The organism is Bradyrhizobium sp. CCBAU 051011 (assembly GCF_009930815.1).
GTDB lineage: Bacteria > Pseudomonadota > Alphaproteobacteria > Rhizobiales > Xanthobacteraceae > Bradyrhizobium.
In genome coordinates, this window is record NZ_CP022222.1 from 4,970,924 (window position 1) to 4,994,823 (window position 23,900).

The window sequence follows — 23,900 nt, forward strand, 5'->3', positions numbered from 1 at the left end:
TTTCGCCTGGCCTGTCGCTCGATCCCGCTGCGTTGCGAAAACATCACAGCTGCGATCCAAGTGAGGCGGCATCACATCCTTGTCATTCCCGGTAAGAATTTTTGGATTACCTCTTCCACATGCAACTGCATGAATCGCAGGACAGGAGACTTAAATGATTACGGCGCGTTCACTCATTCTCGGCTCGGCGGCAGGTCTGATGGCCCTGAGCAGCGCACAGGCAGCCGATCTGCCGGTCAAGGCCAAGGCAGTCGAATACGTGCGGATCTGTTCGCTTTACGGCGCCGGCTTCTTCTACATCCCGGGCACCGACACCTGCATCAAGCTGGGCGGTTATCTGCGTGTGGACACCACTTTCAACGGCGGCGCCCACGGCGCGCCGGCCTGGAGCGGCGATCTCGGCCAGCAAAATCGCTACCGCGATTACTTCCTTAGCCGCTCCCGTATGGCGTTGACCGTCGATACCCGCACCGCGACCGAGTACGGCGTGGTCCGCACCTTCGGCCAGGGCGACTTCCAGTTCCAGAACTTCGGAAGCACCAACCCGGGTCTTGCGGTCGGATCGCAGGCTGGCCTGAATAGCGCGCTGCTCTCCACCGCCGGCGGCGGATACGTTGCGGTCGAGTACCTCTTCATTCAGTTCGCCGGCTTCACCTTCGGTAAGTCTTCATCGGCTTACTCGACGCCCTGGAACGGCTTCCCGGGCAACATCACTTCGAACCTGCTCGGCGGCAACAATACCGACACCGGCGTGAACAACATCCAGTACACCGCCGAGTTCGGCAATGGCGTATCGGCCTCGATCGGTCTCGAGGATCCGACGGTCTGGAACCGCACCGCCGTCTACAATCTGGGCATCCCCTCAGCGATCGGCGCCAACGGAACCGGATCGAACGCCTATGCCGGGATGCACGCTCCCGACATCGTCGGCAGGATCCGGATCGATCAGGCCTGGGGTCTCTTTCAGGTTTCGGCCGCGGCCCATGAGGTCAGCGGTTCGTACAACACGCTGGCAGCCGGCGCTGTCCCGAACAACTTGTCCGAAATCAGCGGCCACCCCGAATCCAAGTGGGGCGGCTCGGTGATGGCGGCGTTGCAGATCAAGAACCTGCCGACCGGTGCGGGCGACGACATCAAGATCGACGCGTCCTACGCCAAGGGCACGACCAAGAACGTGATCGCCACCAGCGGCACCTCGCCGAACTTTGCGATGTTCGGCAGCAGCGGCTTCGGCTACCAGAGCGTCGGCTTCGGCGCGACCACCGACGGCGTCTATATGCCGGGCGCAGCCGGTACCGGCGGTATCGTCCTGACGACGGCCTGGGGCGTCCGCGGTGCGTTCAATCACAACTGGGATCCCTACTGGTCGACCAGCCTGTTCGGCAGCTACTCCGCGGTCCGGTATGACGGCGGCGCCAATGACAATCTGCTCGGTGCCGGCACCACCACGGCCAAGGGTGCTTATTGCGCCGCCTTCGCCGCCAGCCATTCGGGACAGGCGTTGAACGGAAACAATGCGGGCAACTACACCTGCAATCCCGACTTCAACGTCTCGCAGCTCGGCATCGTTACCCGCTGGACCCCGGTCAAGAACCTGACGTTCTCGGCCGAAGTCCAGTGGTTCCACCTTGACCAGAAGATGTCGGGTTCGTCGGTGTTCACGGCGACCGCTCCGAAGCCGAACGCGCTCTACGAGTTCAAGGACCAGGACACCGTCCTACTCCAGCTCCGCGCGCAGCGTAACTTCTAAAGGCAGCGCAACTTCTAAAGAACGACCTTGCGGACCGGGCCATTGCCCGGTCCGTTTGTTTAGCGCCGCGGCAGGGCGGGGGTAGCTACCTCGCTTCGCCGCAGCGGTTGAACATCGCGGCCACCAGGCTGAGTATCTGCTCCAGAATAGGGTACGTCGCGGTCGGCGATAGTTCGGCGACGCGCTGCTCCTCGGTCTCCTCGTGCAGGAGCCCGATGTAATTCTTTCCCGTTTCGCGCTTCTGCGCCGCCATGTGCGCTCACTCCGCAGGACGCCGATCAGGCGACGATGGACGGGTGACGGACAATCGATGGTAAATTTTCCGTACCGTACGATCCCGGGGCACGGATTTCCTCGTCTGCCTTAATCAATCGTTCATGCTGTTCCTCAAGGCCTCTTCAACGGTTCCAATCTAGAGTTTAACCAGTATGGCGCGGGAGACCTCCGGGGAGCGTCGACAGGAGTTTTTTATGCGTCGATTACTTGCACGATTTTTCGACGATGAGCGGGGTGCTACCGCCATCGAATATTGTCTCATTGCGGCCGGTGTCAGCATCGTGATCGTCACCGCTGTCAACGGCGTCGGCAGCGCGCTCAGCACGAAATTCACCGACGTCGGCACCTCGATCAAGTAGCGGCAAGACCGCAAGCCGCATCATGCTCGAGCTGTTGTTGGGGTCGCAGTTGATGACCTGGGGGCCGCCGATCCTGGCCTATGTCCAGCAAAATCCGTGGCGCGTGTTCTCCGTGATATTGGTCGTAGCCCTGCTGATCGATTGGATGGTCAACGACCGGTCGTCTGGCAGTTGCGATGGCGGGCTGGACCTCGGGGACGGGGACGGCGGCGGGGATTGAACCGGCGTTATTTGTCTTTCCGGTCAGCATTGAGCGCCCGCAGCATCGCGATCCGCGCGAACATCAGCCAGCCGCCGCCGGTCTCCGCCGCGTTGATCAGATTTTCCACCGAAACCTGCCAATGCGCCTCGTGCTGCACTTTTTCCGGCAATGACATGATGTAGTCGGCGGCCTGCTGCAGCGTCGCCAGCCTGCCTCCGCCGCGAAGCGGTATCGGATCATCGAATGGGGCCGACCACGGCATCGCGCGCTAGATGATGCTATCGCGCTCCTTACCCGGTCATCCGGCCTTCTTGGTGCGGGCGGCGGTACGTACCGGCTTCTCCGCCTTCTTCGGCGCTTCCTTTACCGTTTCCTTGGCCGTCTCCTTGGCGGCACGCTTGCCGCTGCCGCTGATTGGCAACAGCATCTCGCGCTGGCCGGCGGCGGCTTTCTTCGGCTTCTTGCCTTTGGCCTTTTCCTGGGCTCGGGCAGGGGCGGCTTCTTTTTCGCTGGCGAGGCTGCGCTTGAGCGCGTCCATCAGGTTGATGACGTTGCCGGTGGTCTTCGGCGCCGCCTTGGCCTTGGTGCTCAGGCCGTTGCGCTTCTGGTTGATCAGGTCGATCAGCGCCTGCTCGTAGCGGTCCTCGAACAGCTCGGGCTCGAATGAAGCGGATTTCTGCTCGACGATATGCTTCGCCAGATCGAGCATATCCTTGGTGATCTTCACGTCCTGGATATCCTCGAAATATTCCTTCTCGCTGCGCACTTCATAGGGGTAGCGCAGCAGCGTTCCCATCAGGCCCTTGTCGAGCGGCTCCAGCGCGATGATGTGCTCGCGGTTGGTCAGCACCACGCGCCCGATCGCGACCTTGTCCATGTTGCGGATGGTTTCGCGGATCACCGCGAACGCGTCGTGGCCGACCTTGCCGTCCGGCACGAGATAATAGGGGCGGATCAGATAGCGGCCGTCGATGTCGGATTTCGGAACGAATTCGTCGATCTCGATGGTGCGGGTCGATTCCAGCGCGATGTCGTCAAGCTCGTCCTTCGACACTTCGATGTAGGTGTCGGTGTCGACTTTGTAGCCCTTCATGATGTCGTCGTTGGCGACTTCCTCGCCGGTCTCGGCGTCGACCTTGGCGTATTTTATGCGGTGGCCGGTCTTGCGGTTGATCTGGTTGAACGAGACCTTCTCGGTATCCGACGTCGCCGGATAAAGCGCGACCGGGCAGGTCACGAGCGACAGGCGCAGAAAACCCTTCCAATTGGCGCGGGGGGCCATGGGCTACTCCGAAAAACGCAACAGACAACCAGCGAGAATACCATCGGATCATCCCGTCTCAAATATGCCGGAGCGGGGAATCGCGGAACGGCGTTAACCGTTGGACCGCCTTTTCTGCCGGCCTGCGACCTTTGCACGCTGCCATCGGGCACCGCCGAAGTCCGGAACATCATCTCCGATCAAGCGTTGCTTTAACGGCCGGTGTCGAAGCATTCGCTGGCATTTACAGGCACTTACTTGAAGAGGTCACCATGGCAACGCAACGACATGGCCAGATCATCGAAACCCCGACCGAGGCGCGCCAGGCCGAACCCGGACCGTCGGTGCTCGCACTGCTGTCCGTTTCGACCGGGCTCGCAATTCTCATCCTGGGCATCGTCTGGTTCGTATTCTTCCGGACGTAAGGGCTGAAGCCTGCCCTTTTTTGCGAGTTGTGGCGCGCGAGCGCCTGCCGGGCGCTTGGGGCATTCGATCGGGTATGTTAGCCGTTCGGCCTGCGGTTTGCGGGCATGATCCCGGCTGCGAAGGTCGTATAACGAAAAAGTAACATTGCACCGTGTGCCCGTTCATGGCCCGTTCACGCGGGTCGGCCTCATCATGGGATCTGATATCGTAGGGCTCATTTTTGGAGGCCAGCTTGCGCCTGCTTGTTGTTGAGGACGATCCGGATCTCAACCGTCAGCTTACGACGGCTTTGACGGATGCCGGTTATGTGGTTGATCGCGCGTTCGACGGCGAGGAGGGGCATTATCTCGGCGACAGCGAGCCCTACGACGCCATCGTGCTCGATATCGGGCTGCCCAAGATGGACGGCATCTCGGTGCTGGAGGCGTGGCGCCGTAACGGCCGCGGGATGCCGGTGTTGATCCTCACCGCCCGCGACCGCTGGAGCGACAAGGTGCAGGGTTTTGACGCCGGCGCCGATGATTACGTCGCAAAGCCGTTCCACCTCGAGGAGGTGCTGGCGCGCATTCGCGCGCTGCTGCGCCGCTCCACCGGTCATGCGCAGTCGGAACTGACCTGCGGTCCGGTGTCGCTGGATACGCGGACCGGCCGCGTCAGCGTCTCCGGTAACCCGATCAAGATGACCTCGCATGAGTACCGGCTGCTGGCCTACCTGATGCATCACACCGGGCGCGTGGTGTCGCGCACCGAACTGGTCGAGCATCTCTACGACCAGGACTTCGACCGCGACTCCAACACCATTGAGGTTTTCGTCGGCCGCATCCGCAAGAAGCTCGATGTCGACATCATCCAGACCGTGCGCGGGCTCGGCTATCTCCTGACGCCGCCATCGCCCGGCACCTGATGAGCCTTGCTCTTTTATTCGAGCATGATCTTATCCGAAAGCAGGCCCCGATCCGGCGGATCGGAGCCTTGGGATATGCTCTTCGGGATCTTGCTCTGATGCGCGGAAGCTCGCTCGCCACGCGGTTGTTCCTGTCGGCGACCGCGTGGGTGGTCGTGATTCTGGTCATAACAGGCGTGATCCTGTCGTCGGTCTATCGCAACGCGACCGAGCGCGCCTTCGACCGTCGCATCAACCTCTATCTCCGCACCCTGATCGCCGAAGTCGCAACCCCCGACGAGCCGCCGGAGCATCAGTTCCAGTCGCTCGGCGAGCCGCTGTTCGAACTGCCGCTGTCCGGCTGGTACTGGCAGATCGTCCGCACCGACGAGAAGGCCGAGACGAAGGCGTCGCGTTCGCTGTGGGACAAGAAGTTGCCGAAGCTGGAGGATATCGGCGCGGATCTGACCCCCGCCGGCATCCGTCTCGGCTATATCGACGGGCCCGAGGGCCAGAGTCTGCGGGTCGTGGAGCGGCCGGTCGATCTCGGCGCCGACGGCAAATTTCTGGTCAGCGTGGCGGGCGACGCCTCCGAGATTTTCGACGAAATCCGCGCCTTCGACTATTATCTCGGCGGCACCTTCGCAGCGCTCGGCATCGTGCTGCTCCTGACCACGATCTTCCAGGTCCGTTTCGGTCTGGCGCCGCTCAAGCGGATTTCGGAATCGATCGCCGACATCCGTTCCGGCCGCGCCGAACGGCTGGAAGGCGAGTTTCCCGTCGAGATCGCGCCGCTGGCGCGCGAGACCAACGCGCTGATCGATGCCAACCGCGAGATCGTCGAGCGCGCGCGCACCCATGTCGGCAATCTCGCCCACGCCATCAAGACGCCGCTCTCCGTCATCGTCAATGAGGCTGCGGCCCACGCGGTAGATCCCTTTGCCAGCAAGGTGTTGGAGCAGGCCGATGTGATGCGGGATCAGGTCGCCCATCATCTCGAGCGCGCACGTATCGCCGCGCGCGTCACCATCGTCGGCACCGTTACCGAGGTCGCGCCCGCCATCGAGGCGCTGCGACGGACCATGGAAAAAATCCATCGCGATCGCGCCATCACCATCGCGGTCAGGGCCGACCCGCAAGCGAAGTTCCGTGGCGAGCGCCAGGATCTCGAGGAGATGGCCGGCAACCTGGTTGACAATGCCTGCAAATGGGCGGCCTCGCAGGTCTTCATCGAGGTGCGGGCAGAGCCGCCGACCTCGGCCGGCAGCGGACCGCGGCTGCGGATCATCGTCGATGACGATGGCCGCGGATTGTCCGCCGCTGAGCGCGCGCAGGTCTCCCGGCGCGGCCAGCGGCTGGATGAATCCAAGCCGGGTTCCGGGCTCGGGCTTTCGATCGTGGTCGATCTGGCCAGCCTCTATGGCGGCAGCCTTGTCCTGGGCGACGCCCCGATCGGAGGACTGCGGGCGGAACTGGTACTGCCTGGGATATGAAGGCGACATCCGGCTGAAGGGTTGAAGGCGGTACCCGGCACAGCCCGGAGGCGATTTCATTATTCCTAAACGCCTTCTTAACGCGCCCCCTCCTAAGATCGACGGCGGACGTGTTTTGCCGTCCGGATGACACACGCATATCCACACCAGGCGAATGAGCCAGACATCGACCGAGCGGCTGAGGGACTATCTTGCGCAGCTCCCGCCTCAATCGCAGGCGCTGCTGATGCGCGAGTTCGAGCGCGCCATCGAGCGCGGGGAAGACCTCGCCGTCGCCAATTTCGTGCTCGAGCAGTTGCGCGAGGTCGTGCGCGGGACCGAGGAAGACGATGAGGCGCGCCCGCGGACCGACGATCCGGCGCGCCTGTTGTACGGTCCGCTCGAGCCGTTTCTGGTCGAAAGTAATTTTCCGGTGCGCGCCGGCCAGATCCGGCGCGCGTCATTGCTGCCGGTCTGGCAATGGCTGGGCCGCGACGGCGCGCCCGAGGCCGTGCGCGCGTTCGAAACGACGCTCAACGAGATCAGGCTGAGCGGCTCCACCGCAGGTCTCGGAGCCGCCACCCGCAAGTTTCAGCTCGCCGCGGCCGAAGCGATTGTCCAGGTCGCAACCCCGGCGCAGGGCGACGACCGGCACCGTGCGCTTTCGCGGATCGGTGCGCCGAGCGTCGTCGAGGACCTGCTATCGATCGGCGCGGTGCTGCGGGCCCGTGAGGCGATCGATACGCTCGGCAGCAGGCTTCCCGGCCAGCTGCGGGCGCTGACGCCTTCCCAGCTCGAGATGGTGACGGCGGCGCTTAACGTCCCCTCGTTGCAGACGCCGCAATTGCTGCCGTTCGCGCTGTCGCTGATCATGCAGCGGCTGGCGGCGCCGTGGCAGATCATCCGTCTCGCGATCAAGATGGCGGCTTCCGACGACGAGATTCGCGTGGCGGCCACGCCCTATGGCATCGCCGTCACGATCGCGTTGCACGATCTCTCCTTCCTCACGGCCTGCCTGCGTACGGACATCCGGCGCGGCCATTTCGATAATGTCGGCGACCAGCTGAAAGTCCTGCACGACGGCCTGCGGGGCCTGCGCACCGAGCTCGATCTGCGCAACGATTCCGCGTGGGGCCGTCAGCTCACGTCGATCCGTGCCGACATTTCCAACTCCCTGCAGTCGGAAATCGAGAGCGTGCCCGGCCGCGTCCGCCGCATCTTGCGCCAGCGCGCCGACAAGGATATCGGCTCGGCGCCGAAGATCGACGCCTCGGAGGTCGAGGAGATCGCCGCCCTGATCGACTTCGTGGCGGTGTGCCGCACCTATGCAAGCGAACTCGCCATCAACGAGGTCACCTTGCGGACCTATTCCGACCTGCAGCATTACGTCGAGCATTCCACCGAGAGCCTGGTGCAGACGCTGCGCGGCGGCGATACCAAGGCGCGTGCCTACCGGCAGATGCAGGCCAAGGCCGCGATCCGCTTCTGCGAAATCCTGTTCGGCCATGACTATGCGTCACTGATGAACCGGGCGGCCGAAAATGCCATGACCGGCGAGCGCAAGACGAGCAAGGCCGGGTAGGGAGCGTTTCGATCCTATCGCGTCACGCCTTGCGTCGATCCTTGGCATGGCGAAGAAATTCGGCGAAGGCCTTGAGGGTCACATCGGAAACATGATGTTCGATGCCCTCGGCGTCAGCCTCAGCGGCTTCCTGGGGAACGCCGAGCGCCAACAGGACATCAACCACCAGACGGTGACGCGTGCGGACTCGCTTGGCGAGCGCCTCGCCCTTTTCGGTCAGGAATACCCCGCGATAGGGGCGGGCTGTCACCAGATCTTCGCGCTTCAATCGCGCAATGGTGTCGATCGCCGTTGGGTGCGACACGCCCAGCCTGCGCGCGATGTCGGTAGGACGCGCTTCGCCGGTCGTTCCGAGGAGGTCGGAGATCAGTTCGACGTAATCTTCCAGAACCGCCGTCGACCGCGCCGATCGCGCCTTGCCAAAGCGGCGCGCCTGCGTCTGTTCCGCAGGCAGAGGCTGCATCGGTTTGGCCCGATCTGTCGAGGGCTTGCGCACCACTGCACCTTCCAGGCGAATCCATCCAGACGAGGCGCGACCATGGCGTGGTGCCGACCACATTGCAAGTTGGCGGCCTGTCGCCGATCAGCAACAGGCCGTCACTGCATTTGCGAATCGTTCGCAGCATCTTGACAGTTAATGGCTCAGCATTAACATGTAGCCTAACCTACGTTTTTGACGTCGCGGCATTATCAGAGGCTGTTTGCTGAAGCGCGATCGGTTGGGGATGAATATGCGTGCGACGCGAATGGCCCTTCTGGGCACATCGGCACTGGCCGTGGTTTGTTTGAGCGAGAGCGCGGCGCTGCCGCAAACGGCAGCGCCCGCGCCGACGGCGCCGCAGGTTGCGCCGGCAGCCGAACCATCCGCTCCGGCACCTCCGGCTGCGGGGCAGCCCTCGGCGGAGTCGGCACCGCCGCAAACCCCGCCTGCACCGGCCACGGCGGCCGGTCCGCCAACGACGTCGAATGCGCCGGCGGAAATCGACATGCCGCAAGTGACGGTGGAGGGGCGTCAGCCCAAGCCGGCACGGCGGACCACGCGCAGCGAGCCTGGTCGGGCTTCGAGAACAGTCGCGGCGCCACCGCCAGGCCCGCCGCCAGCGACCACGCCGACGTCACCCTTCAATCCGCCGTTCGCCCCGCTGTCGACGCTCGGAAGCAATCAGGTCCAGACCGGCAGCAGCAATGGTGGATTTGGCAGCCTGTTCACCAACATGCCCGGCGCGACGTCTGCAGGCCTTGCCACGGAATCGTCGCGCCCCGTTCTGCGCGGCCTGACGGACGCGAAGGTTCGTATCCAGGAGAACGGCGTCGGCGCGGTCGACGTGTCTGACATCGCCCAGGACCACGCGGTGCCGATCGACCCTCTCGCCATCCAGAAGGTCGACGTCGTTCGCGGACCGGGTGCGCTCCGTTTCGGCTCGCAAGCCGTCGGTGGTGTCGTCGACGTCAACAACAACCGGATTCCGACTGCTGCGCCGCTCGGGGGAGTGGCTGCCGAACTGAGGTCGGGTGTGACAAGCGTCAACAGAGGGTGGGAGAGCGGGCTTTTGCTGGATGCAGGCGGCCGCAACGCCGCCGTTCACGCTGACATCTACGGACGGTCTTCCGGCGATTATAGCATCCCGAGCTACCCCTATCTCGTGCCGCCGAACCCCGCACCTGCTTTCAACGGCAAGCAGCCGAATTCGGGTTCGAAGAGTGCCGGTGCGGCGATCGGCGGATCCTATCTTTTCGATGGCGGTTATGCCGGCATCGCTGTGTCGCGCTTCACGAGCGACTACTACGTCCCTGGTATCGCGACCGCGGACGCGCGCCAGCACAACGACCTCGAGCAAACCAAGCTCAGCTCCAAAGGCGAGTATCGTCCTGACGCGAGCGCGCTGGCGGCCGTCCGGTACTGGACCGGATATTCGGAGTACCGGCACGACGAGACGGTGCTCGCTACCACCGGATTCCAGGAGATTACCGCCACCTTCAAGAACAAGCAGACCGAGGGCAAGCTCGAGTTCGAACTCGCGCCGTTCGCCACGCCGCTGGGGGCGCTGACCAGCATCGTCGGCGCGCAGGGCGCCTATCAGCAACTGGATACGGCGGGGCAGGCGATCTTGCTTCCGGCCCAGACAAGGACGGCGGCAGCGTACTTCCTCAATGAAGTCAGGCACACCGATGCGCTGCGCACGCAGTTGGCGGGGCGCATCGAGGGGGTCGATGTCGCCGGAACGGCGTTCACCTTCCCGCCGAATTTTCTGCCGCCGCCGAATGAGCCGGGCAGGGCCGCCGCCAAACTCGACTTCATGCCGAAGAGCATCAGTTTCGGCATCATCAAGGATCTTCCATCCTCGCTGGTCGCAAGCCTGACATTGCAGCGCATCGAGCGTGCACCGCGCGCTCTCGAACTGTTCGCCCAGGGGCCCGACGGTTCGGAGAAGACGTTCAAGATCGGCAATCCGAATCTCGGCATTGAAACCGCGCAGACTGCGGAAATCGGCTTGAAGCGCACGGACGGCGATTTCAGGTTCGCCGCCAATGCCTACTACACGTCGTACAACAAGTTCATTTTCTCGCGCGCCACCGGCATCTTTTGCCAGGAGACGTTTGCAACATGCGGAACCGGCACCGATTACATCCAGGTCAATTACGATCAGCGCGACGCAACCTTCCGCGGTGGCGAATTGGCCTGGCAATGGGACGCGGCTCAGCTCGCCAACGGCACGTTCGGTATCGATGGTCAATATGACCTGGTGCGGGCGACGTTCACCGACGGCAGCAACGTACCGCGCATTCCTCCGATGCGGCTCGGCGGCGGCGTCTACTGGCGCAACGACAACTGGTTTGTCCGCGCAGGCTGGCTGCATGCATTTGCGCAGAATGACATTCCGCAGTTCGACACGACAACTCCCGGATATGATTTGGTCAAGCTGCAGATCGAACATCGGAAGTTCTGGAAGGACTCGCCGTGGGGCGCGGTCGAGGTCGTGACCGGGCTGGTCGGCGACAATCTGCTCAACGCCAACATTCGTAACTCCGTTCAATTCCACAAGGATGAAATCCTGCAGCCCGGGCGGGGCTTCAAGCTGTTTCTCAATGTCAAATACGGTGTTGATCGGCCGAGTGGACCTCCGGGCACCTGGATCGGGACGGCAAACCGGCCGGCCGGCATTGGCTTCTACAAGAGCCCCGCACTCGATGCCGGCTGGAATTGGGCAGGCATCTATGCCGGCGGCAATGTCGGATATCTGAGGGGTGAGGGCGTCACCAACACGGCCTTCAACGACGCTGGCACAGGTCTTTCGCTTGCCGGAGACCGCCTGTCGGCTACGCAGGATACCGCGAGCTTCGGCCTCCAGTCCGGCTACAACTGGACATCGGGCCGGATTCTGGCCGGCATCGAAGGAGATTTCGAGTATCGCAATCAGCACGGAAGTAGCGCTGCCGCATGCCCCGGTAACGTCTGCAACGCGGCGCTGGCTCCGCTCGACGCAACCGTGAGGGCAGATCTGGACTATCGTTTGGGATGGGTCGCCTCGGTTCGAGGCCGGGTCGGAACGCTCGTGACGCCGGACCTGCTTGCCTACGCCACCGCGGGTGTTCCATTCGGCAGGATCACGACGTCGACGTCCGTCGCAGGCTTCGATAACGCGGGTGTCGCGACGACGGCGTCCCTGGATCGGCACCTGTATCGGGTAGGCTGGACCGTGGGCGCCGGCGTCGAGAGGCGGTTGACGGGGAACTGGACCGCAAAGCTCGAATATCTGCACATGGATTTCGGTTCGGTGCGTTCGACGCCGCCGGTGGCAGCCAACACGACGGTGGCGTTTGACGCCAACACCCGCGTGACCAGCGATGCAGTCAGGGTCGGGGTGAACTACAAATTCAGCGGAGCGATCGTCACGGACTGATCGTGGCGAAGTCCGAGAGCAGACGATCAGTCCGGCCCGCCAGCCGGCTATTTTACGGTGAAACGGATCGGCTGCCTCACGACAACGAATTCGCTGGGGATCGTTGCGGGCGGCGCAGGAAAGGGTTGCGCGCGCTTGAGAAGCGCGAGCGCTTCCTCGTCAAGGGCAATGGATCCCGAACTTTGGGTTACGCGCCCGCCGACAACCATTCCCTTGCGATCAAGCGTGAACGACACTTGCGCCGTTCCCTGTTCGCGCCGCGACCGAGCGGCCTCCGGGTATCGCTTGTTCTTTTCGACCAGGGCGAGGACCTGCGTTCGCCAGGTCACCACGGCTTCGGAATTCTTGTCGTTCGGCACGCCCTGGTTCGGCGCCACGGCGACCGGGGCGATCCGCTCGTTGATCGCCGGCGGTGCCGATGTCGCGGCGGCCGCCGCCTGCTGCGGCGTCACGTCCGGCTGCGGCTTGGTCTGCAGCGCCACGGCGGCGTCCGGATTGGGAGCGGGCGGCAATTCGGGTGTTTCGTCGGGCGGCGTTTCCGCAGGCTTCGCCACCGGCTGCGCTTCCGACATCACCTGTTCCGGACCGGGCGCAATGTCGCTCGGCGTGGTCGCCGGTGCCGCGGTCAGCGGCGCCAGATCGACCACGATCGCTCCCGAAGGTTCGGCGGCCACGGTATCGTCCGCGGAGTGCCAGGTGGCGAGCGTGGCAGTCAATCCGGCGTAGACCGACAGCACCGCGAGGCCGCTGAACATCCATCGTCGCAGGTCGGAACGATCTTCGGCCGCAAGTTGCATCATAGCGGTGAAGCTTGCTCCATGCCGACCAGCGCGACCTTCAGATAGCCGGCGGCGCGTAACAGGTTCATGACCTGCATCACCTCACCATAGGGAACGAGCTTGTCGGCGCGCAGGAAAATACGGGTGTCCTTCTGGCCGCTGGTGCTCGCATCGAGCACGCCGGGCAGGGCGCTGCGGCCGACGGTTTCGTTGCCGACGGAAAGCGAGAGGTCCGGCTTCACCGTCAGATAGACCGGCTTGTCCGGCCGGGGCTGCGGCTGTGCGTTCGAGGCCGGAAGATCGACGGCGATATCGACGGTCGCGAGCGGTGCTGCGACCATGAAGATGATGAGCAGAACGAGGATGACGTCGATGAACGGCGTCACGTTGATTTCATGGACCTCGGAGAGGTCGCCGTTGCCCTGGTTCAGACTGGCGGCCATGGCTGCTACTCCGCCGCCGTGAGATGCCGCCGGACGAGCAGGTTGCCGCTGTCGAGGTCGCGTCCGACGAGCCGTGTGATTTCCGCCGACCCGTCTCCGAGCAGCGCGCGGTATGAGGCGATCTGGCGGGCGAACAGGTTGTAGATCACGACAGCTGGGATCGCCGCCACCAGCCCGAGCGCCGTCGCCAGCAGCGCCTCGGCGATTCCAGGCGCGACCACCGCAAGGTTGGTGGTTTGCGATTTCGAGATCCCGATAAAGCTGTTCATGATTCCCCAGACCGTTCCGAACAGCCCGACGAACGGGCCGGTCGATCCGATGGTCGCAAGCACGCCGGTGCCGAGGGCGATTCGCCTGCTTGCCGCCGCCTCGATCTGTTGCAGCCGGGAGGCGATCCTCACCTTGATCCCTTCCTTGTCCATTCGATCGGTGCTCAGTCTGAGTTCGGTCATGGCGCCGTCGATCAACTGGGCAACCGTGCCTTCGGGGATCTGCCGCACGGCGTCATCCACGCTTCGGGCGTTGGCGAGTGCGCGCAAAGCGATGCCGGCTTGCCGCCGCGCTCTGATCAGTTCGATGGTCTTCGAGAGCCACACCGTCCATGTCACCGCAGTCGCGAACAGCAGACCGACCATCACCGCTTTGACGACGATGTCGGCCTGCATGAACATGCCCCAGGGGCTGAGATCCCGGGGGAGCAACGCGGCTGCGACCGCGGTCCGTTCCGTTGCGTCCTGGGCAGAGGCCGGAAAGCAGAGCAACAACAGCGGAAATGAGAGAAACGGAGCGGCGCCGCGACGAAGTTCGCGTCGAAAAGCATTCCAGGCTCGCATCGGTGACCTCTGAAGGGGGGAATTAATGTCTTTACCTCATTTTGTAGCATCACCTACGACTTGGTGTAAATACTAACAGAGGACACCGCCTTTAATTGTGCGATCATTCAGGTACAATTTGAGCGAGCTGGCGTTCGCCCGTGCCGACCTGCGGCGAAGCGGGCCCGACTGATGATGCCCTGTTCCCCGGATTTTCTGCCGCAATTGTCAATTGCCGGGCTTGCTGCCGGTGGTGTAAAGCGGCGCATCGACGGCGCTTAGTCCAATTCTAAGAATGCCGTTCCGTCCGGGAACCGCTTGATGGCATTGTGGTTTGTGTTCGCGCTGATGACCGTCGCGGCGATCTTCGCCGTGCTCTGGCCGTTGAGCCGCGGCTCTTCTGCACAGGCCGGCGGCAGCGAGGCGGCGGTCTACAGGGATCAACTCGCCGAAATCGATCGCGATGTCGCGGCGGGTCTGATCGGCGTGTCCGAGGCCGAGGCCGCGCGTGTTGAAATTGGCCGCCGGTTGCTCGCCGCCGCGGATGAAGAGCTCGGCCCGCCGGCGCGTGCCAACCTGGGCCTGCGCCGTGGCTCGGCCATTCTGGCGCTGGTGGGGCTACCGATCGCAGCGGTGACGTTCTACCTCGCGGTCGGATCGCCGCGTCTCGGCGATTTTCCGCTCGCCGAGCGCACCCGCACCGCGGACCCCAGCCAGCCGCTCGACAATATGGTGGCGCAGGTCGAAGCGCATCTGGAGAAAAACCCGACCGATGGCCGCGGCTGGACCGTGCTGGCGCCGGTGCTGGCACGGCTCGGCCGTTACGATGATGCGGTCCGCGCCTACCGCAATTCGATCACCCATGCCGGTGACAGCGCCGAGCGTCGCTCCGATCTCGGCGAGGCGCTTGCGGGCGCGGCGGGTGGCGTCGTCACGGCCGAGGCCAAGGCCGAATTCGAACGCGCGGTGGCGCAAAGCGCCGACGATCCGAAGGCCAATTATTTCCTTGGGCTCGCCGCCGAACAGGATGGCCGCAAGGGCGACGCCGCGACGATCTGGCGGGGCCTGCTCGCCAAGTCGCCCGCCGACGCGCCATGGCGCCCGTTGCTGGAGGCGGCGCTGGCCCGGGTCGGCGGATCTGTCGCGCCGGCTCTTTCCAACGATGCGATGGCGGCCGCCAAGGACATGAATGAGGATGACCGTGGCGCGATGATCCGTGGCATGGTGGATCGGCTTGCGACGCGGCTGAAGCAGAGCGGCGACGACGTCGAGGGATGGTTGCGCCTGGTGCGGGCTTATCTGGTGATGGGCGAACGCGACAAGGCGGCGAGTGCGGTCCTTGAGGCGCGGCAGGCGGTCGCGGGCGATGCGGAACGCTTGCGCCAGCTCAATGCGGGGCTGAAGAATCTCGGGCTTGATGGATGAACAGGGCGGCGGGACGCGCAAGGGAAGACAGAGGACGGAAATGACGCGCAAGCAACGGCGTTTGACCATGATCGGCGGTTCGCTCGCGGTGCTCGCGATTGCGGCGGCGCTGGTGCTGAACGCCATGCGCGATTCCATCGTGTTCTTCTCGACGCCGACGATGGCGGCGGAGAAGCAGATCCCGCCGGGCAAACGGTTCCGCCTTGGCGGCCTGGTGCAGCCGGGCTCGCTGGTGCGCGGGGACAATCTCGCCGTGAATTTTTCCGTCGCCGACGGCAGCGCCACGCTGCCGGTCGCCTACAAGGGAATTTTGCCGGACCTGTTCCGCGAAGGGCAGGGCGTCGTCGCTGAAGGCGCGATCGACGCCTCGGGTGTCTTCAGGGCCGATACCGTGTTGGCAAAACATGACGAAACCTACATGCCCAGGGATGTCGCCGACGCCCTGAAGAAGCAGGGGCACTGGAAGGACGATTACGGCGCCAAGCCCGGCGCCACGGCAGCGTCGGCGCCCGTGCAAGGTGTCTCGAAGTGATCGCGGAAGCAGGGCATTACGCGCTGGTGCTGGCGCTGGGACTGGCATTGATCCAGTCCACGGTGCCGATACTGGGCGCGCGCTGGGGCGATCATGCGTTGATGAATGTCGCGCGTTCCACCGCGCTCGCGCAATTGCTGTTCGTGGGCGCGTCGTTCGCGGCGCTGACGATGCTGCATGTCGTCTCGGATTTCTCCGTCGTCAACGTGTTCGAGAATTCGCACTCGATGAAGCCGCTGCTCTACAAGATCACCGGCGTGTGGGGCAATCACGAAGGATCGATGCTGCTGTGGGTGTTGATCCTGGCGCTGTTCGGAGGTCTGGTCGGCGCCTTCGGCAACAATCTGCCGCTGTCCCTCAGGGCGTACGTGCTGGCGGTGCAGGGCTGGATTGCCGCCGCGTTCTACCTGTTCATCCTGGCCACCTCCAATCCGTTCCTGCGCATCGCCAGTCCTCCGATCGAGGGCCGCGATCTCAATCCGGTGCTGCAGGACATCGGTCTCGCCGTGCATCCGCCGATGCTCTATCTCGGCTATGTCGGATTTTCGATTTCGTTTTCCTTCGCCGTCGCCGCTCTGCTCGAAGGCCGCATCGATGCGGCCTGGGCGCGCTGGGTGCGGCCGTGGACGCTGTTGGCGTGGATCTTCCTCACGCTCGGCATCGCGATGGGATCGTACTGGGCCTATTACGAGCTCGGCTGGGGCGGCTGGTGGTTCTGGGATCCGGTCGAGAACGCTTCCCTGATGCCGTGGCTCGCCGGCACCGCGCTGCTGCATTCCGCGGTCGTGATGGAAAAGCGCAACGCGCTGAAGGTCTGGACCATCCTGCTGTCGATCCTGACGTTCTCGCTGTCGCTGCTCGGAACCTTCCTGGTGCGTTCCGGCGTTTTGACCTCCGTACATGCGTTTGCGACCGATCCGGCGCGCGGCGTGTTCATCCTGCTGATCCTCTGCCTGTTCATCGGCGGCAGTCTTTCGCTGTACGCATGGCGCGCGTCGGCATTGAAGCAGGGCGGGCTGTTCGCGCCGATCTCGCGCGAAGGCGCGCTGGTGCTCAACAATCTCTTTCTCACCTCGGCCTGCTCGACCGTGTTCATCGGGACGCTGTATCCGCTGGCGCTCGAGGTTCTGACCGGCGACAAGATCTCGGTCGGCGCGCCGTTCTTCAACCTGACCTTCGGGCCGCTGTTCGTGCCGCTGCTGCTTGCCGTGCCGTTCGGTCCGCTGCTGGCATGGAAGCGCGGCGATCTCTTCGGCGCGGCGCAGCGGCTGATGGCAGCCGGTATTGCGGCCTTGATCGCGGTGGCGGTGCTGTTTGCATGGACTTTTGGCGGTGCAACTCTCGCGCCGCTCGCGATCGGGCTTGCGGTCTTCGTCATCGCGGGCGCATTGACCGACCTCGCGGAGCGTACGGGACTGTTCCGCACTCCCCTTGCGGTCGCAATCGCCCGTGCGCGTGGCTTGCCGCGGGCAACCTGGGGCACGGCGTTTGCCCATGCCGGCCTCGGCGTCGCCCTGATCGGCATCGTCTGCGAGACCACCTGGAATAGCGAATATATCGGCACGATGAAGCCGCGCGATGTCGCAACCGTCGCCGGCTATCAGTTGAAGCTCGACGACATCACGCAACGGCAGGGACCGAATTTCCGCGAAATGATTGCGCAGTTCACCGTCAGCCGTGACGGCGAAACGCTCCAGGTGATGACACCGTCGAAGCGCAACTTCACCACGCGGGGTTCTTCGACCACCGAGGCCGCGCTGCTGACCCGCGGCGCCAGCCAGCTCTATGTTTCGCTCGGCGATACCAATGCCGATGGTGCCATTGCGGTGCGCATCTATCACAAGCCGCTGGTGCTTCTGATCTGGTGGGGGCCCGTCCTGATGGCGTTTGGCGGCCTGCTGTCGCTCTCGGACCGGCGGCTGCGCGTCGGCGCGCCGAAGCCGGCCAAGGCCGCCCGTGCGCTGGCCCCGGCGGAGTAGGGCGGTGAAGCGCCTCCTCGCCTGCGTATTTGTCGCCGCAATGGTGTCAGCCACGCCGGCGGCTTATGCCGTGCAGCCCGACGAGATCATGGCTGACCCTGCCAAGGAAGCGCGTGCGCGCGACCTGTCGCGCGAGCTGCGCTGCATGGTGTGCCAGAACCAGTCGATCGACGATTCCGACGCGCCGCTGGCGCGCGACCTGCGGCTCCTGGTGCGCGAGCGGATCGCGACCGGCGACAGCGACAGCCAGGTGATCGATTTTCTGGTGGCGCGCTACGGCGAGTTCGTGCTGCTGAAGCCGCGCTTCACGCCGCACACACTGCTGCTGTGGCTGTTGCCGCCGCTCGCGTTGATCGGAGGCGGAGTGGCGCTCTGGTTCTACAGCCGCCGCCGTTCGCAATCATCAGGCGCAAACGATCCATCCTTGCTCAGATTGAGCGAAGAGGAGCAAGCCCGGCTGGAGCGCCTGATCGCGGCGGAGACCACATCGGAAAAGAAGAGCTGACCGCCTCATTGCAGGCGGGCAGGTTTCCGCTATGAAATCCCCTGGCTAGAAAAATAATATTGCCTTGGGAGAAAACCGGACATGGCCTTTTCACTCTACGACGCCAGTGTGGCGAATTATCTGCAGACCCTCGGTGCGGTCGGCGGCTTCCTCGAGCGTGGTCTCAAGCACTTTCGTGACAACAACATCGACCCGGAAACGATGGTCGAGGCGCGGCTCGCGCCCGACATGCTGCCACTGCGCTTCCAGATCATTTCCGTCGCCCAGCATTCGCGCGGCGCCATCGAGGGCGTGCAGAGCGGAGAATTTCGTCCGCCAGCGTCCAGGACGCCATACGACTACGCCGGATTGCAGGGGTTGGTCGCGCAGACCCGCGAGGCGCTGGAGGGCTGGACACCCGAGGCGGTCAACGCGCTCGGTGGCCGCGACGTCGTCTTTCATCTCGGCGAACACAAGCTGCCCTTCACGGCGGAGGGCTTCCTGATGTCGTTCTCGCTGCCGAACTTCTATTTCCACGCCACCACCGCCTACGACATCCTGCGCACCAACGGCGTGCCGCTGGGCAAGCGGGATTTCATGGGCCGGATGAAGATGAAGAAGTGACCTCGGCGCGAGCTGGTTGCGGAAGATCAGATTGACGTCATTCATCCCCGCAGAATGTTCCAGCCCGCCCAGGCGAGAATGCCGATATTGAGGTACATCGTCGCCGCCATGCCGAACGCCCGATAGAGCGGGTGGATCCGGTAGCCGATCCAGAATGCAAATCGAGCGACGATGAACACGATGGTCGCCGCAGCGATGACTTTCATCTGGCCCGGCGCCAGACTGACGCTCAGGGCCAATGTGCCGATCACGAACAGCACATATTGCTGCAGCGTGTTGTCGAGCACACGTCCGTTGATCAGCGTTGCCTGATCCTCCTTGCGCAGCGTCGGATCGATCGCTTCGCTGAGGAAGCGGTTGTTGGCGACGGTGATGGTGCCGACCATCAGCGGGATCGCGGCAAGGGCGTTTGCCTTCAGGGTATAGGCAAGCCGGCCGGCGACATCGGTAAGGGCCGAGGTGTCCGCCCAGATCATCGAGATGCCGGCGATTGCGGCCACCATGGTCAGGACGCCGCTGCCGGCGCCGACCGCAACGGTTTTTTGTTCATAAGTCATGGCGCGTCTCCGCTATCGATAGTCAGACGAAATCGGATCGGCGCGAACCGCAGGACTGTCCCGGCATCCGGGCCGAGATCGCGGCAGACATCTGCAGCACGACAAACAGACCATGCATTGCCGTGGTGACGTAACCGACCAGCAGCATGTCGGCCGCAATGAAGAGCTGCCAAAATACCAGATTGGCGGTCCCCAGCAGGACATGAATGGCGACCGCCGCGAGGTGCCAGCCGCGTGCCGGCTGTGCGCGCCACATCAGGATACCCAGGATGAACGCCAGTCCGTGCGCCTCGATGAACCCAATTCCGGCATAGGGGGCCTCGGCCACCACACGTGCGACCGGCCCAAGGCCGAAGAAGATTCCGCGAACGTCGCTTGCAAAGCCGCCCGCGGACGCTGCCAGGAGAAACACTGCATTGGCGCGCAGGAGGATATGTCGGATTGCGATTGTCATTGGCGATCTCCAGTGTGACGGTGCGTATGAAGATGAAGACCTGAGGTGAACCGGCAGCGGGAACACCGACCATTCCGTCAATGTGCATAGCGCGAGTCACAACAGCACCACGCCTTGAATCAGATAGATGGTGGAGACCGCGCCGATCACGTACCGCGACCAGGTGCGGAATTGCGTTTCGCTGATGATCTCCAGCACGAACCGCGAGAGGTGCGTCCCGGCGACCGCAAGCGGGATCGCCACAACGATCGCGATCAGCGACAGGGCCTCGCCGCCGGCGAGCAGGTGACCGAAATAGACGGCCTTCAGAAAGTGCCCGAGCACTTGCACCGCGGCCTTGGTGGCGACAAGTTGCCGGCTGTTGAGTTGCGAGCGCACGAAGAAAACGTCCAGGATAGGGCCGGAGACCCCGGCCAGAAGCTGCAGCACGGTGCACAAGACGCCGCAGCCATGCGCGTGGCCGGGCTTTCCGATGTCGGGTGTGAGCCGGCCGGGAAGCAGCAGCCCCAACAGGGGGCTCACGCCAACAATAATTAGGGCTACCGCCTTGCTCGCCACGACCGCCATGACGCCGACCACAGCCGCTGCGACCACCGCGCCGCCGGCGTAATGGGCGACGATCCGCCAATCGACATGCGAGCGCCACTGCCAGGCGCGCCAGCCGTTCGAGGCTATCTGCACGAGGCCGTGCAGAACCATGGCCGGCGCCAGAGGCATGAAAGCCAGCAGAATTCCCATCAGGATCATGCCTCCGGCCATCCCGAAAATACCCGAGATGAAGGAGGTCGACACAATGGCGGCGGCGAATCCGGCTGCGATCGGGAGGCTGAGCATCGGCGTCGTCCGGTTAGATCCGATGCCGCTCCATGCGCGTTTGACAGCCGCTTCGCAAACGCGTTTAGTTCAGCCATAGGCCAAGTAAAAGTTAGCCTCGGAGGATGTCCATGCGCCGCCTGCCTTCGCTGAACGGCCTGCGCGCCTTTGAGGCCGCGGCGCGCCATGGCAGCTTCGTGGCTGCGGGCCAGGAGCTGAACGTTACCCAGGCCGCGATCAGCCGCATGGTGCGGCTGCTCGAAGCGCGTCTCGGATTTCAGTTGTTCGAGCGGCTCCCCAACGGCCTTGCGCTCACTGCGCAGGCGAGGGCGCTGCAGCCAAATCTGACGAGCGCATTTGACTCGATTGCATCGAGCGTCGCGCAGGTTTCGGCGATGCGCACCACGCCGGTTTTGACGATCGGTGTCGGCCCATCCTTTGCGACGCGCTGGATGATTCCGCGCCTTGCGAGCTTTTATCGCGCACATCCCGACATCGAGGCGCGGCTCGCTACCGGCGGCGCGATCAATCCGTTCAAGGACGACTGGACTTGCGGCATCCTTCTTGGCGGTGGCGACTGGCCGGAACTGTCGGCGGAGCCGCTGTTTTCGGCCGACCTTTTTCCGGTATGCGCCGCGTCGATTGCGCGGCGGCTCGGCAAGCCGTCGGACCTGATGCAGGAGAGCTTGCTGCAGGTGACTCATTCGCCGGAGGATTGGCCGTTATGGCTTTCCGCCGCAGGCGTGAAACGGCGTCGTGGCGCATTGGGGCCGAGCTTTGCCAATTACGGAATGGCGCTACAGGCGGCGCTCGACGGCGTTGGCGTGGCCATTGGCCTGCGCCCCTATGTCGAAGACGACATCGCCATGGGACGTCTGGTCGCGCCGTTTTCGCTGTCGGTGCCGAAGGGCAGGGCCTGGTATCTCGTGTACCGTCCGTTCCGCGAGACCGATCCCGGCCTGATCGCCTTCCGCGACTGGCTGAGGCACAATTTCACGGAAAAGCCGCAGAGCTAAACGGCTGATTTGCCCGCGCTATTCTGCCGCATCCATAAGCCGCCGCATTACAAAATTTTAATCCCCCAGCCAGCACGCGGTAAGGCGGCAAACACCATCTTCAGGCCCTGTCAGGTGCCCAGCCCCGCACCGTCGAAATTCAGGCTCTGGAGATTTTAGAAACATGACCGAACGTCCCGTCGATCTTTCCTCGCTACCGACCAACGGCGCGCCGCGCCGTTCTCTGTTCTCCGCGCGCAAGTTCGCGCTGATGGCTTCAGTCGTCGCCGGCCTCGGCGCCGCCGTCTACGGCTTCTCGCCGCAGCAGGGCCCGCTCGATGTCTTCGCCAGCGCGGCGCACGCGCAGGTCAACACCGAGGTCCGCAAGGTCGAGCGGCCGATCGGCTTTGCCGACATTGTCGAGCGCGTGAAGCCGTCGGTGATTTCGGTCAAGATCAACATCGCCGCCAAGACCTCGAAGGGTGACGACAGCGCCAACAAGGACGAGGACTCGCCGTTCCAGCCGGGCTCGCCGATGGAGCGCTTCTTCCGTCGCTTCGGCGGTCCGGATGGTCTGCCCCCTGGCCTGCGCGGCGGCCCGCGCGGTGGCCGTGGCCCGGTGACGGGTCAGGGTTCCGGCTTCTTCATCTCGCCTGACGGCTATGCCGTGACCAACAACCACGTGGTCGACGGCGCCGACAAGGTCGAGGTCACGATGGACGACGGCAAGACCTACACCGCGAACGTGATCGGCACCGATCCGCGCACCGACCTCGCGCTGATCAAGGTCGAGGGCCGCAAGGATTTCCCGTTCGCCAAGCTGTCCGATAGCAAGCCGCGGATCGGCGACTGGGTGCTGGCGGTCGGTAACCCGTTCGGCCTCGGTGGCACCGTGACCGCCGGCATCGTCTCGGCCTCCGGCCGCGACATCGGCAACGGCCCGTATGACGACTTCATCCAGATCGATGCGCCCGTGAACAAGGGCAACTCCGGCGGTCCGGCGTTCGACACCAATGGCGAAGTGATGGGCGTCAACACCGCGATCTATTCGCCGTCCGGCGGCAGCGTCGGCATCGCGTTCTCGATCCCCGCTTCGACGGTCAAGAACGTAATCGCCCAGCTCAAGGACAAGGGCTCGGTCAGCCGCGGCTGGATCGGCGTCCAGATCCAGCCGGTGACGTCTGACATTGCCGACAGCCTCGGCATGAAGAAGGCGGAAGGCGCGCTGGTGGCGGAACCGCAGCCGAATGGTCCGGCGGCCAAGGCCGGCATCCAGTCCGGCGACGTGATCACCGCTGTCAATGGTGATCCGGTCAAGGATGCCAAGGAACTCGCCCGCACCATCGGCGGTCTCGCGCCGGGCGCCTCGGTCAAGCTCAACGTGCTGCAGAAGGGCCAGGACAAGGTCGTCAACCTGACGCTCGGCCAGTTGCCGAACACGATCGAGGCCAAGGGTTCGACCGACAAGGAAGACAAGGGCAGCCAGAGCAAGGGAACCGATGTGCCGAGGCTCGGCCTGACGGTTGCCCCCGCCAACAGCGTGGCCGGCGCCGGCAAGGAAGGCGTCGTCGTGACCGAAGTCGATCCGAAGAGCGCCGCGGCCGAGCGCGGCTTCAAGGAAGGCGACGTCATCCTCGAAGTCGCCGGCAAGAGCGTCGGTACTGCGGGCGAAGTCCGCGAGGCGCTGGATGCTGCGCGCACCGAGAACAAGAACAGCGTTCTCATGCGCGTGAAGAGCGGCGGTTCGTCGCGTTTCGTCGCGGTGCCGCTGGCGAAGGGCTAAACGAGGACTAGATACCAGATGGAGGGTTTCGCCGGCATTCGTCGCCCCCGCCGACGTCTCCTTCCGGGGAGCGGGTCCAAAACTCGCTCCCTCTGGCAACCTTCCAG

General features: G+C 64.0%; 25 protein-coding genes. 15 read left to right on the forward strand and 10 right to left on the reverse strand.

Annotation, left to right across the window (positions count from 1 at the left end; translation table 11 throughout):
* Nucleotides 1-154: 154 nt before the first annotated feature.
* Nucleotides 155-1,750, forward strand: coding sequence for a porin (locus ACH79_RS23155; RefSeq protein ID WP_161853070.1), 1,596 nt, complete (start codon nucleotides 155-157; stop codon nucleotides 1,748-1,750).
* An 85-nt stretch (nucleotides 1,751-1,835) separates the two neighbouring features.
* Here ACH79_RS23155 and ACH79_RS23160 read toward each other — a convergent pair whose 3' ends face one another.
* A complete protein-coding gene (locus tag ACH79_RS23160) occupies nucleotides 1,836-2,003 on the reverse strand; it encodes a hypothetical protein (RefSeq protein WP_161853071.1) in 168 nt (55 codons plus the stop codon).
* A 217-nt stretch (nucleotides 2,004-2,220) separates the two neighbouring features.
* On the opposite strand from ACH79_RS23160, the gene ACH79_RS23165 reads away from it, so the two are divergent.
* Both ACH79_RS23165 and ACH79_RS23170 read left to right on the forward strand, forming a co-directional pair.
* Nucleotides 2,221-2,385, forward strand: a complete 165-nt coding sequence (locus ACH79_RS23165; protein WP_161853072.1) for a Flp family type IVb pilin — start codon at nucleotides 2,221-2,223, stop codon at nucleotides 2,383-2,385.
* A gap of 22 nt (nucleotides 2,386-2,407) precedes the next feature.
* The gene (locus ACH79_RS23170; protein WP_161853073.1) at nucleotides 2,408-2,605 is read left to right on the forward strand and encodes a hypothetical protein; all 198 of its coding nucleotides are present in this window, start codon (nucleotides 2,408-2,410) and stop codon (nucleotides 2,603-2,605) included.
* 7 nt (nucleotides 2,606-2,612) lie between these two features.
* Here the strand turns inward: ACH79_RS23170 and ACH79_RS23175 are convergent, their stop codons facing one another.
* A complete protein-coding gene (locus ACH79_RS23175; RefSeq protein WP_161853074.1) occupies nucleotides 2,613-2,849 on the reverse strand; it encodes a hypothetical protein in 237 nt (78 codons plus the stop codon).
* Nucleotides 2,850-2,885: 36 nt separating this feature from the next.
* On the reverse strand, nucleotides 2,886-3,869 hold the full coding sequence (locus ACH79_RS23180) for a Ku protein (RefSeq protein WP_161853075.1): 984 nt from the start codon (nucleotides 3,867-3,869) through the stop codon (nucleotides 2,886-2,888).
* A 251-nt stretch (nucleotides 3,870-4,120) separates the two neighbouring features.
* Here ACH79_RS23180 and ACH79_RS43085 point away from each other — a divergent pair, with 251 nt between their 5' ends.
* The 4 genes from ACH79_RS43085 (at nucleotide 4,121) to ACH79_RS23195 (ending at nucleotide 8,211) form a co-directional block, all read left to right on the forward strand.
* Nucleotides 4,121-4,273 (forward strand): hypothetical protein, encoded by a 153-nt coding sequence (locus ACH79_RS43085; protein WP_187399341.1) that lies wholly within the window; start codon nucleotides 4,121-4,123, stop codon nucleotides 4,271-4,273.
* A gap of 233 nt (nucleotides 4,274-4,506) precedes the next feature.
* Complete coding sequence (locus ACH79_RS23185) at nucleotides 4,507-5,178, forward strand: response regulator transcription factor (protein WP_161853076.1); 672 nt, start codon at nucleotides 4,507-4,509, stop codon at nucleotides 5,176-5,178.
* Between the two features lie 98 nt (nucleotides 5,179-5,276).
* Entirely contained in the window at nucleotides 5,277-6,650 is a 1,374-nt protein-coding gene (locus ACH79_RS23190; protein WP_161853077.1) for a sensor histidine kinase, read from the forward strand.
* A 154-nt stretch (nucleotides 6,651-6,804) separates the two neighbouring features.
* Entirely contained in the window at nucleotides 6,805-8,211 is a 1,407-nt protein-coding gene (locus tag ACH79_RS23195) for a hypothetical protein (RefSeq protein ID WP_161853078.1), read from the forward strand.
* A gap of 22 nt (nucleotides 8,212-8,233) precedes the next feature.
* Here the strand turns inward: ACH79_RS23195 and mntR are convergent, their stop codons facing one another.
* Nucleotides 8,234-8,674 (reverse strand): manganese-binding transcriptional regulator MntR, encoded by a 441-nt coding sequence (gene mntR, locus ACH79_RS23200; protein ID WP_246738073.1) that lies wholly within the window; start codon nucleotides 8,672-8,674, stop codon nucleotides 8,234-8,236.
* A gap of 268 nt (nucleotides 8,675-8,942) precedes the next feature.
* Here mntR and ACH79_RS23205 point away from each other — a divergent pair, with 268 nt between their 5' ends.
* Nucleotides 8,943-12,113, forward strand: coding sequence for a TonB-dependent receptor domain-containing protein (locus ACH79_RS23205; protein ID WP_161853080.1), 3,171 nt, complete (start codon nucleotides 8,943-8,945; stop codon nucleotides 12,111-12,113).
* 47 nt (nucleotides 12,114-12,160) lie between these two features.
* Here ACH79_RS23205 and ACH79_RS23210 read toward each other — a convergent pair whose 3' ends face one another.
* From ACH79_RS23210 to exbB, 3 genes are read right to left on the reverse strand one after another with little or no spacing between them, the layout of a single operon-like run.
* On the reverse strand, nucleotides 12,161-12,913 hold the full coding sequence (locus ACH79_RS23210; protein WP_161853081.1) for an energy transducer TonB: 753 nt from the start codon (nucleotides 12,911-12,913) through the stop codon (nucleotides 12,161-12,163).
* A complete protein-coding gene (exbD, locus tag ACH79_RS23215) occupies nucleotides 12,910-13,335 on the reverse strand; it encodes a TonB system transport protein ExbD (protein WP_161853082.1) in 426 nt (141 codons plus the stop codon). The genes ACH79_RS23210 and exbD overlap by 4 nt, the downstream gene beginning before the upstream one ends.
* 5 nt (nucleotides 13,336-13,340) lie before the next feature.
* A complete protein-coding gene (exbB, locus tag ACH79_RS23220; RefSeq protein ID WP_371419466.1) occupies nucleotides 13,341-14,102 on the reverse strand; it encodes a tonB-system energizer ExbB in 762 nt (253 codons plus the stop codon).
* Between the two features lie 366 nt (nucleotides 14,103-14,468).
* Here exbB and ccmI point away from each other — a divergent pair, with 366 nt between their 5' ends.
* The 5 genes from ccmI (at nucleotide 14,469) to ACH79_RS23245 (ending at nucleotide 19,191) form a co-directional block, all read left to right on the forward strand.
* Nucleotides 14,469-15,572, forward strand: a complete 1,104-nt coding sequence (gene ccmI, locus ACH79_RS23225; RefSeq protein ID WP_161853084.1) for a c-type cytochrome biogenesis protein CcmI — start codon at nucleotides 14,469-14,471, stop codon at nucleotides 15,570-15,572.
* 40 nt (nucleotides 15,573-15,612) lie between these two features.
* The gene (gene ccmE / locus ACH79_RS23230) at nucleotides 15,613-16,104 is read left to right on the forward strand and encodes a cytochrome c maturation protein CcmE (protein WP_161853085.1); all 492 of its coding nucleotides are present in this window, start codon (nucleotides 15,613-15,615) and stop codon (nucleotides 16,102-16,104) included.
* A complete protein-coding gene (locus ACH79_RS23235) occupies nucleotides 16,101-18,083 on the forward strand; it encodes a heme lyase CcmF/NrfE family subunit (RefSeq protein WP_161853086.1) in 1,983 nt (660 codons plus the stop codon). Before ccmE ends, ACH79_RS23235 begins: the two co-directional genes overlap by 4 nt.
* Nucleotides 18,084-18,087: 4 nt before the next feature.
* Nucleotides 18,088-18,588, forward strand: coding sequence for a cytochrome c-type biogenesis protein (locus ACH79_RS23240; RefSeq protein WP_246738074.1), 501 nt, complete (start codon nucleotides 18,088-18,090; stop codon nucleotides 18,586-18,588).
* Nucleotides 18,589-18,669: 81 nt separating this feature from the next.
* Complete coding sequence (locus ACH79_RS23245; RefSeq protein WP_161853087.1) at nucleotides 18,670-19,191, forward strand: DUF1993 family protein; 522 nt, start codon at nucleotides 18,670-18,672, stop codon at nucleotides 19,189-19,191.
* A 41-nt stretch (nucleotides 19,192-19,232) separates the two neighbouring features.
* Here the strand turns inward: ACH79_RS23245 and ACH79_RS23250 are convergent, their stop codons facing one another.
* The 3 genes from ACH79_RS23250 to ACH79_RS23260 form a co-directional block, all read right to left on the reverse strand.
* On the reverse strand, nucleotides 19,233-19,748 hold the full coding sequence (locus ACH79_RS23250) for an MAPEG family protein (RefSeq protein WP_161853088.1): 516 nt from the start codon (nucleotides 19,746-19,748) through the stop codon (nucleotides 19,233-19,235).
* Between the two features lie 22 nt (nucleotides 19,749-19,770).
* A complete protein-coding gene (locus ACH79_RS23255) occupies nucleotides 19,771-20,202 on the reverse strand; it encodes a hypothetical protein (RefSeq protein WP_161853089.1) in 432 nt (143 codons plus the stop codon).
* 96 nt (nucleotides 20,203-20,298) lie between these two features.
* On the reverse strand, nucleotides 20,299-21,036 hold the full coding sequence (locus tag ACH79_RS23260; RefSeq protein ID WP_161853090.1) for a TSUP family transporter: 738 nt from the start codon (nucleotides 21,034-21,036) through the stop codon (nucleotides 20,299-20,301).
* A gap of 110 nt (nucleotides 21,037-21,146) precedes the next feature.
* Between ACH79_RS23260 and ACH79_RS23265 the strand changes: the two genes are divergently transcribed.
* Nucleotides 21,147-22,031, forward strand: a complete 885-nt coding sequence (locus ACH79_RS23265; RefSeq protein ID WP_161853091.1) for a LysR substrate-binding domain-containing protein — start codon at nucleotides 21,147-21,149, stop codon at nucleotides 22,029-22,031.
* Between the two features lie 163 nt (nucleotides 22,032-22,194).
* Nucleotides 22,195-23,793 carry a Do family serine endopeptidase gene (locus ACH79_RS23270; RefSeq protein WP_161853092.1) on the forward strand — a complete coding sequence of 533 codons (1,599 nt, stop codon included), beginning with the start codon at nucleotides 22,195-22,197 and terminating at the stop codon, nucleotides 23,791-23,793.
* The last annotated feature ends 107 nt before the right edge of the window (nucleotides 23,794-23,900 follow it).

Coding starts and splice junctions, on each gene's coding strand:
- ACH79_RS23155 (WP_161853070.1), top strand. CDS start 155: ATGATTACGGCGCGTTCACTCATTCTCGGCTCGGCGGCAGGTCTGATG.
- ACH79_RS23160 (WP_161853071.1), bottom strand. CDS start 2,003: ATGGCGGCGCAGAAGCGCGAAACGGGAAAGAATTACATCGGGCTCCTG.
- ACH79_RS23165 (WP_161853072.1), top strand. CDS start 2,221: ATGCGTCGATTACTTGCACGATTTTTCGACGATGAGCGGGGTGCTACC.
- ACH79_RS23170 (WP_161853073.1), top strand. CDS start 2,408: ATGCTCGAGCTGTTGTTGGGGTCGCAGTTGATGACCTGGGGGCCGCCG.
- ACH79_RS23175 (WP_161853074.1), bottom strand. CDS start 2,849: ATGCCGTGGTCGGCCCCATTCGATGATCCGATACCGCTTCGCGGCGGA.
- ACH79_RS23180 (WP_161853075.1), bottom strand. CDS start 3,869: ATGGCCCCCCGCGCCAATTGGAAGGGTTTTCTGCGCCTGTCGCTCGTG.
- ACH79_RS43085 (WP_187399341.1), top strand. CDS start 4,121: ATGGCAACGCAACGACATGGCCAGATCATCGAAACCCCGACCGAGGCG.
- ACH79_RS23190 (WP_161853077.1), top strand. CDS start 5,277: ATGCGCGGAAGCTCGCTCGCCACGCGGTTGTTCCTGTCGGCGACCGCG.
- ACH79_RS23195 (WP_161853078.1), top strand. CDS start 6,805: ATGAGCCAGACATCGACCGAGCGGCTGAGGGACTATCTTGCGCAGCTC.
- mntR (WP_246738073.1), bottom strand. CDS start 8,674: ATGCAGCCTCTGCCTGCGGAACAGACGCAGGCGCGCCGCTTTGGCAAG.
- ACH79_RS23205 (WP_161853080.1), top strand. CDS start 8,943: ATGCGTGCGACGCGAATGGCCCTTCTGGGCACATCGGCACTGGCCGTG.
- ACH79_RS23210 (WP_161853081.1), bottom strand. CDS start 12,913: ATGATGCAACTTGCGGCCGAAGATCGTTCCGACCTGCGACGATGGATG.
- exbD (WP_161853082.1), bottom strand. CDS start 13,335: ATGGCCGCCAGTCTGAACCAGGGCAACGGCGACCTCTCCGAGGTCCAT.
- ccmI (WP_161853084.1), top strand. CDS start 14,469: ATGGCATTGTGGTTTGTGTTCGCGCTGATGACCGTCGCGGCGATCTTC.
- ccmE (WP_161853085.1), top strand. CDS start 15,613: ATGACGCGCAAGCAACGGCGTTTGACCATGATCGGCGGTTCGCTCGCG.
- ACH79_RS23245 (WP_161853087.1), top strand. CDS start 18,670: ATGGCCTTTTCACTCTACGACGCCAGTGTGGCGAATTATCTGCAGACC.
- ACH79_RS23250 (WP_161853088.1), bottom strand. CDS start 19,748: ATGACTTATGAACAAAAAACCGTTGCGGTCGGCGCCGGCAGCGGCGTC.
- ACH79_RS23255 (WP_161853089.1), bottom strand. CDS start 20,202: ATGACAATCGCAATCCGACATATCCTCCTGCGCGCCAATGCAGTGTTT.
- ACH79_RS23260 (WP_161853090.1), bottom strand. CDS start 21,036: ATGCTCAGCCTCCCGATCGCAGCCGGATTCGCCGCCGCCATTGTGTCG.
- ACH79_RS23265 (WP_161853091.1), top strand. CDS start 21,147: ATGCGCCGCCTGCCTTCGCTGAACGGCCTGCGCGCCTTTGAGGCCGCG.
- ACH79_RS23270 (WP_161853092.1), top strand. CDS start 22,195: ATGACCGAACGTCCCGTCGATCTTTCCTCGCTACCGACCAACGGCGCG.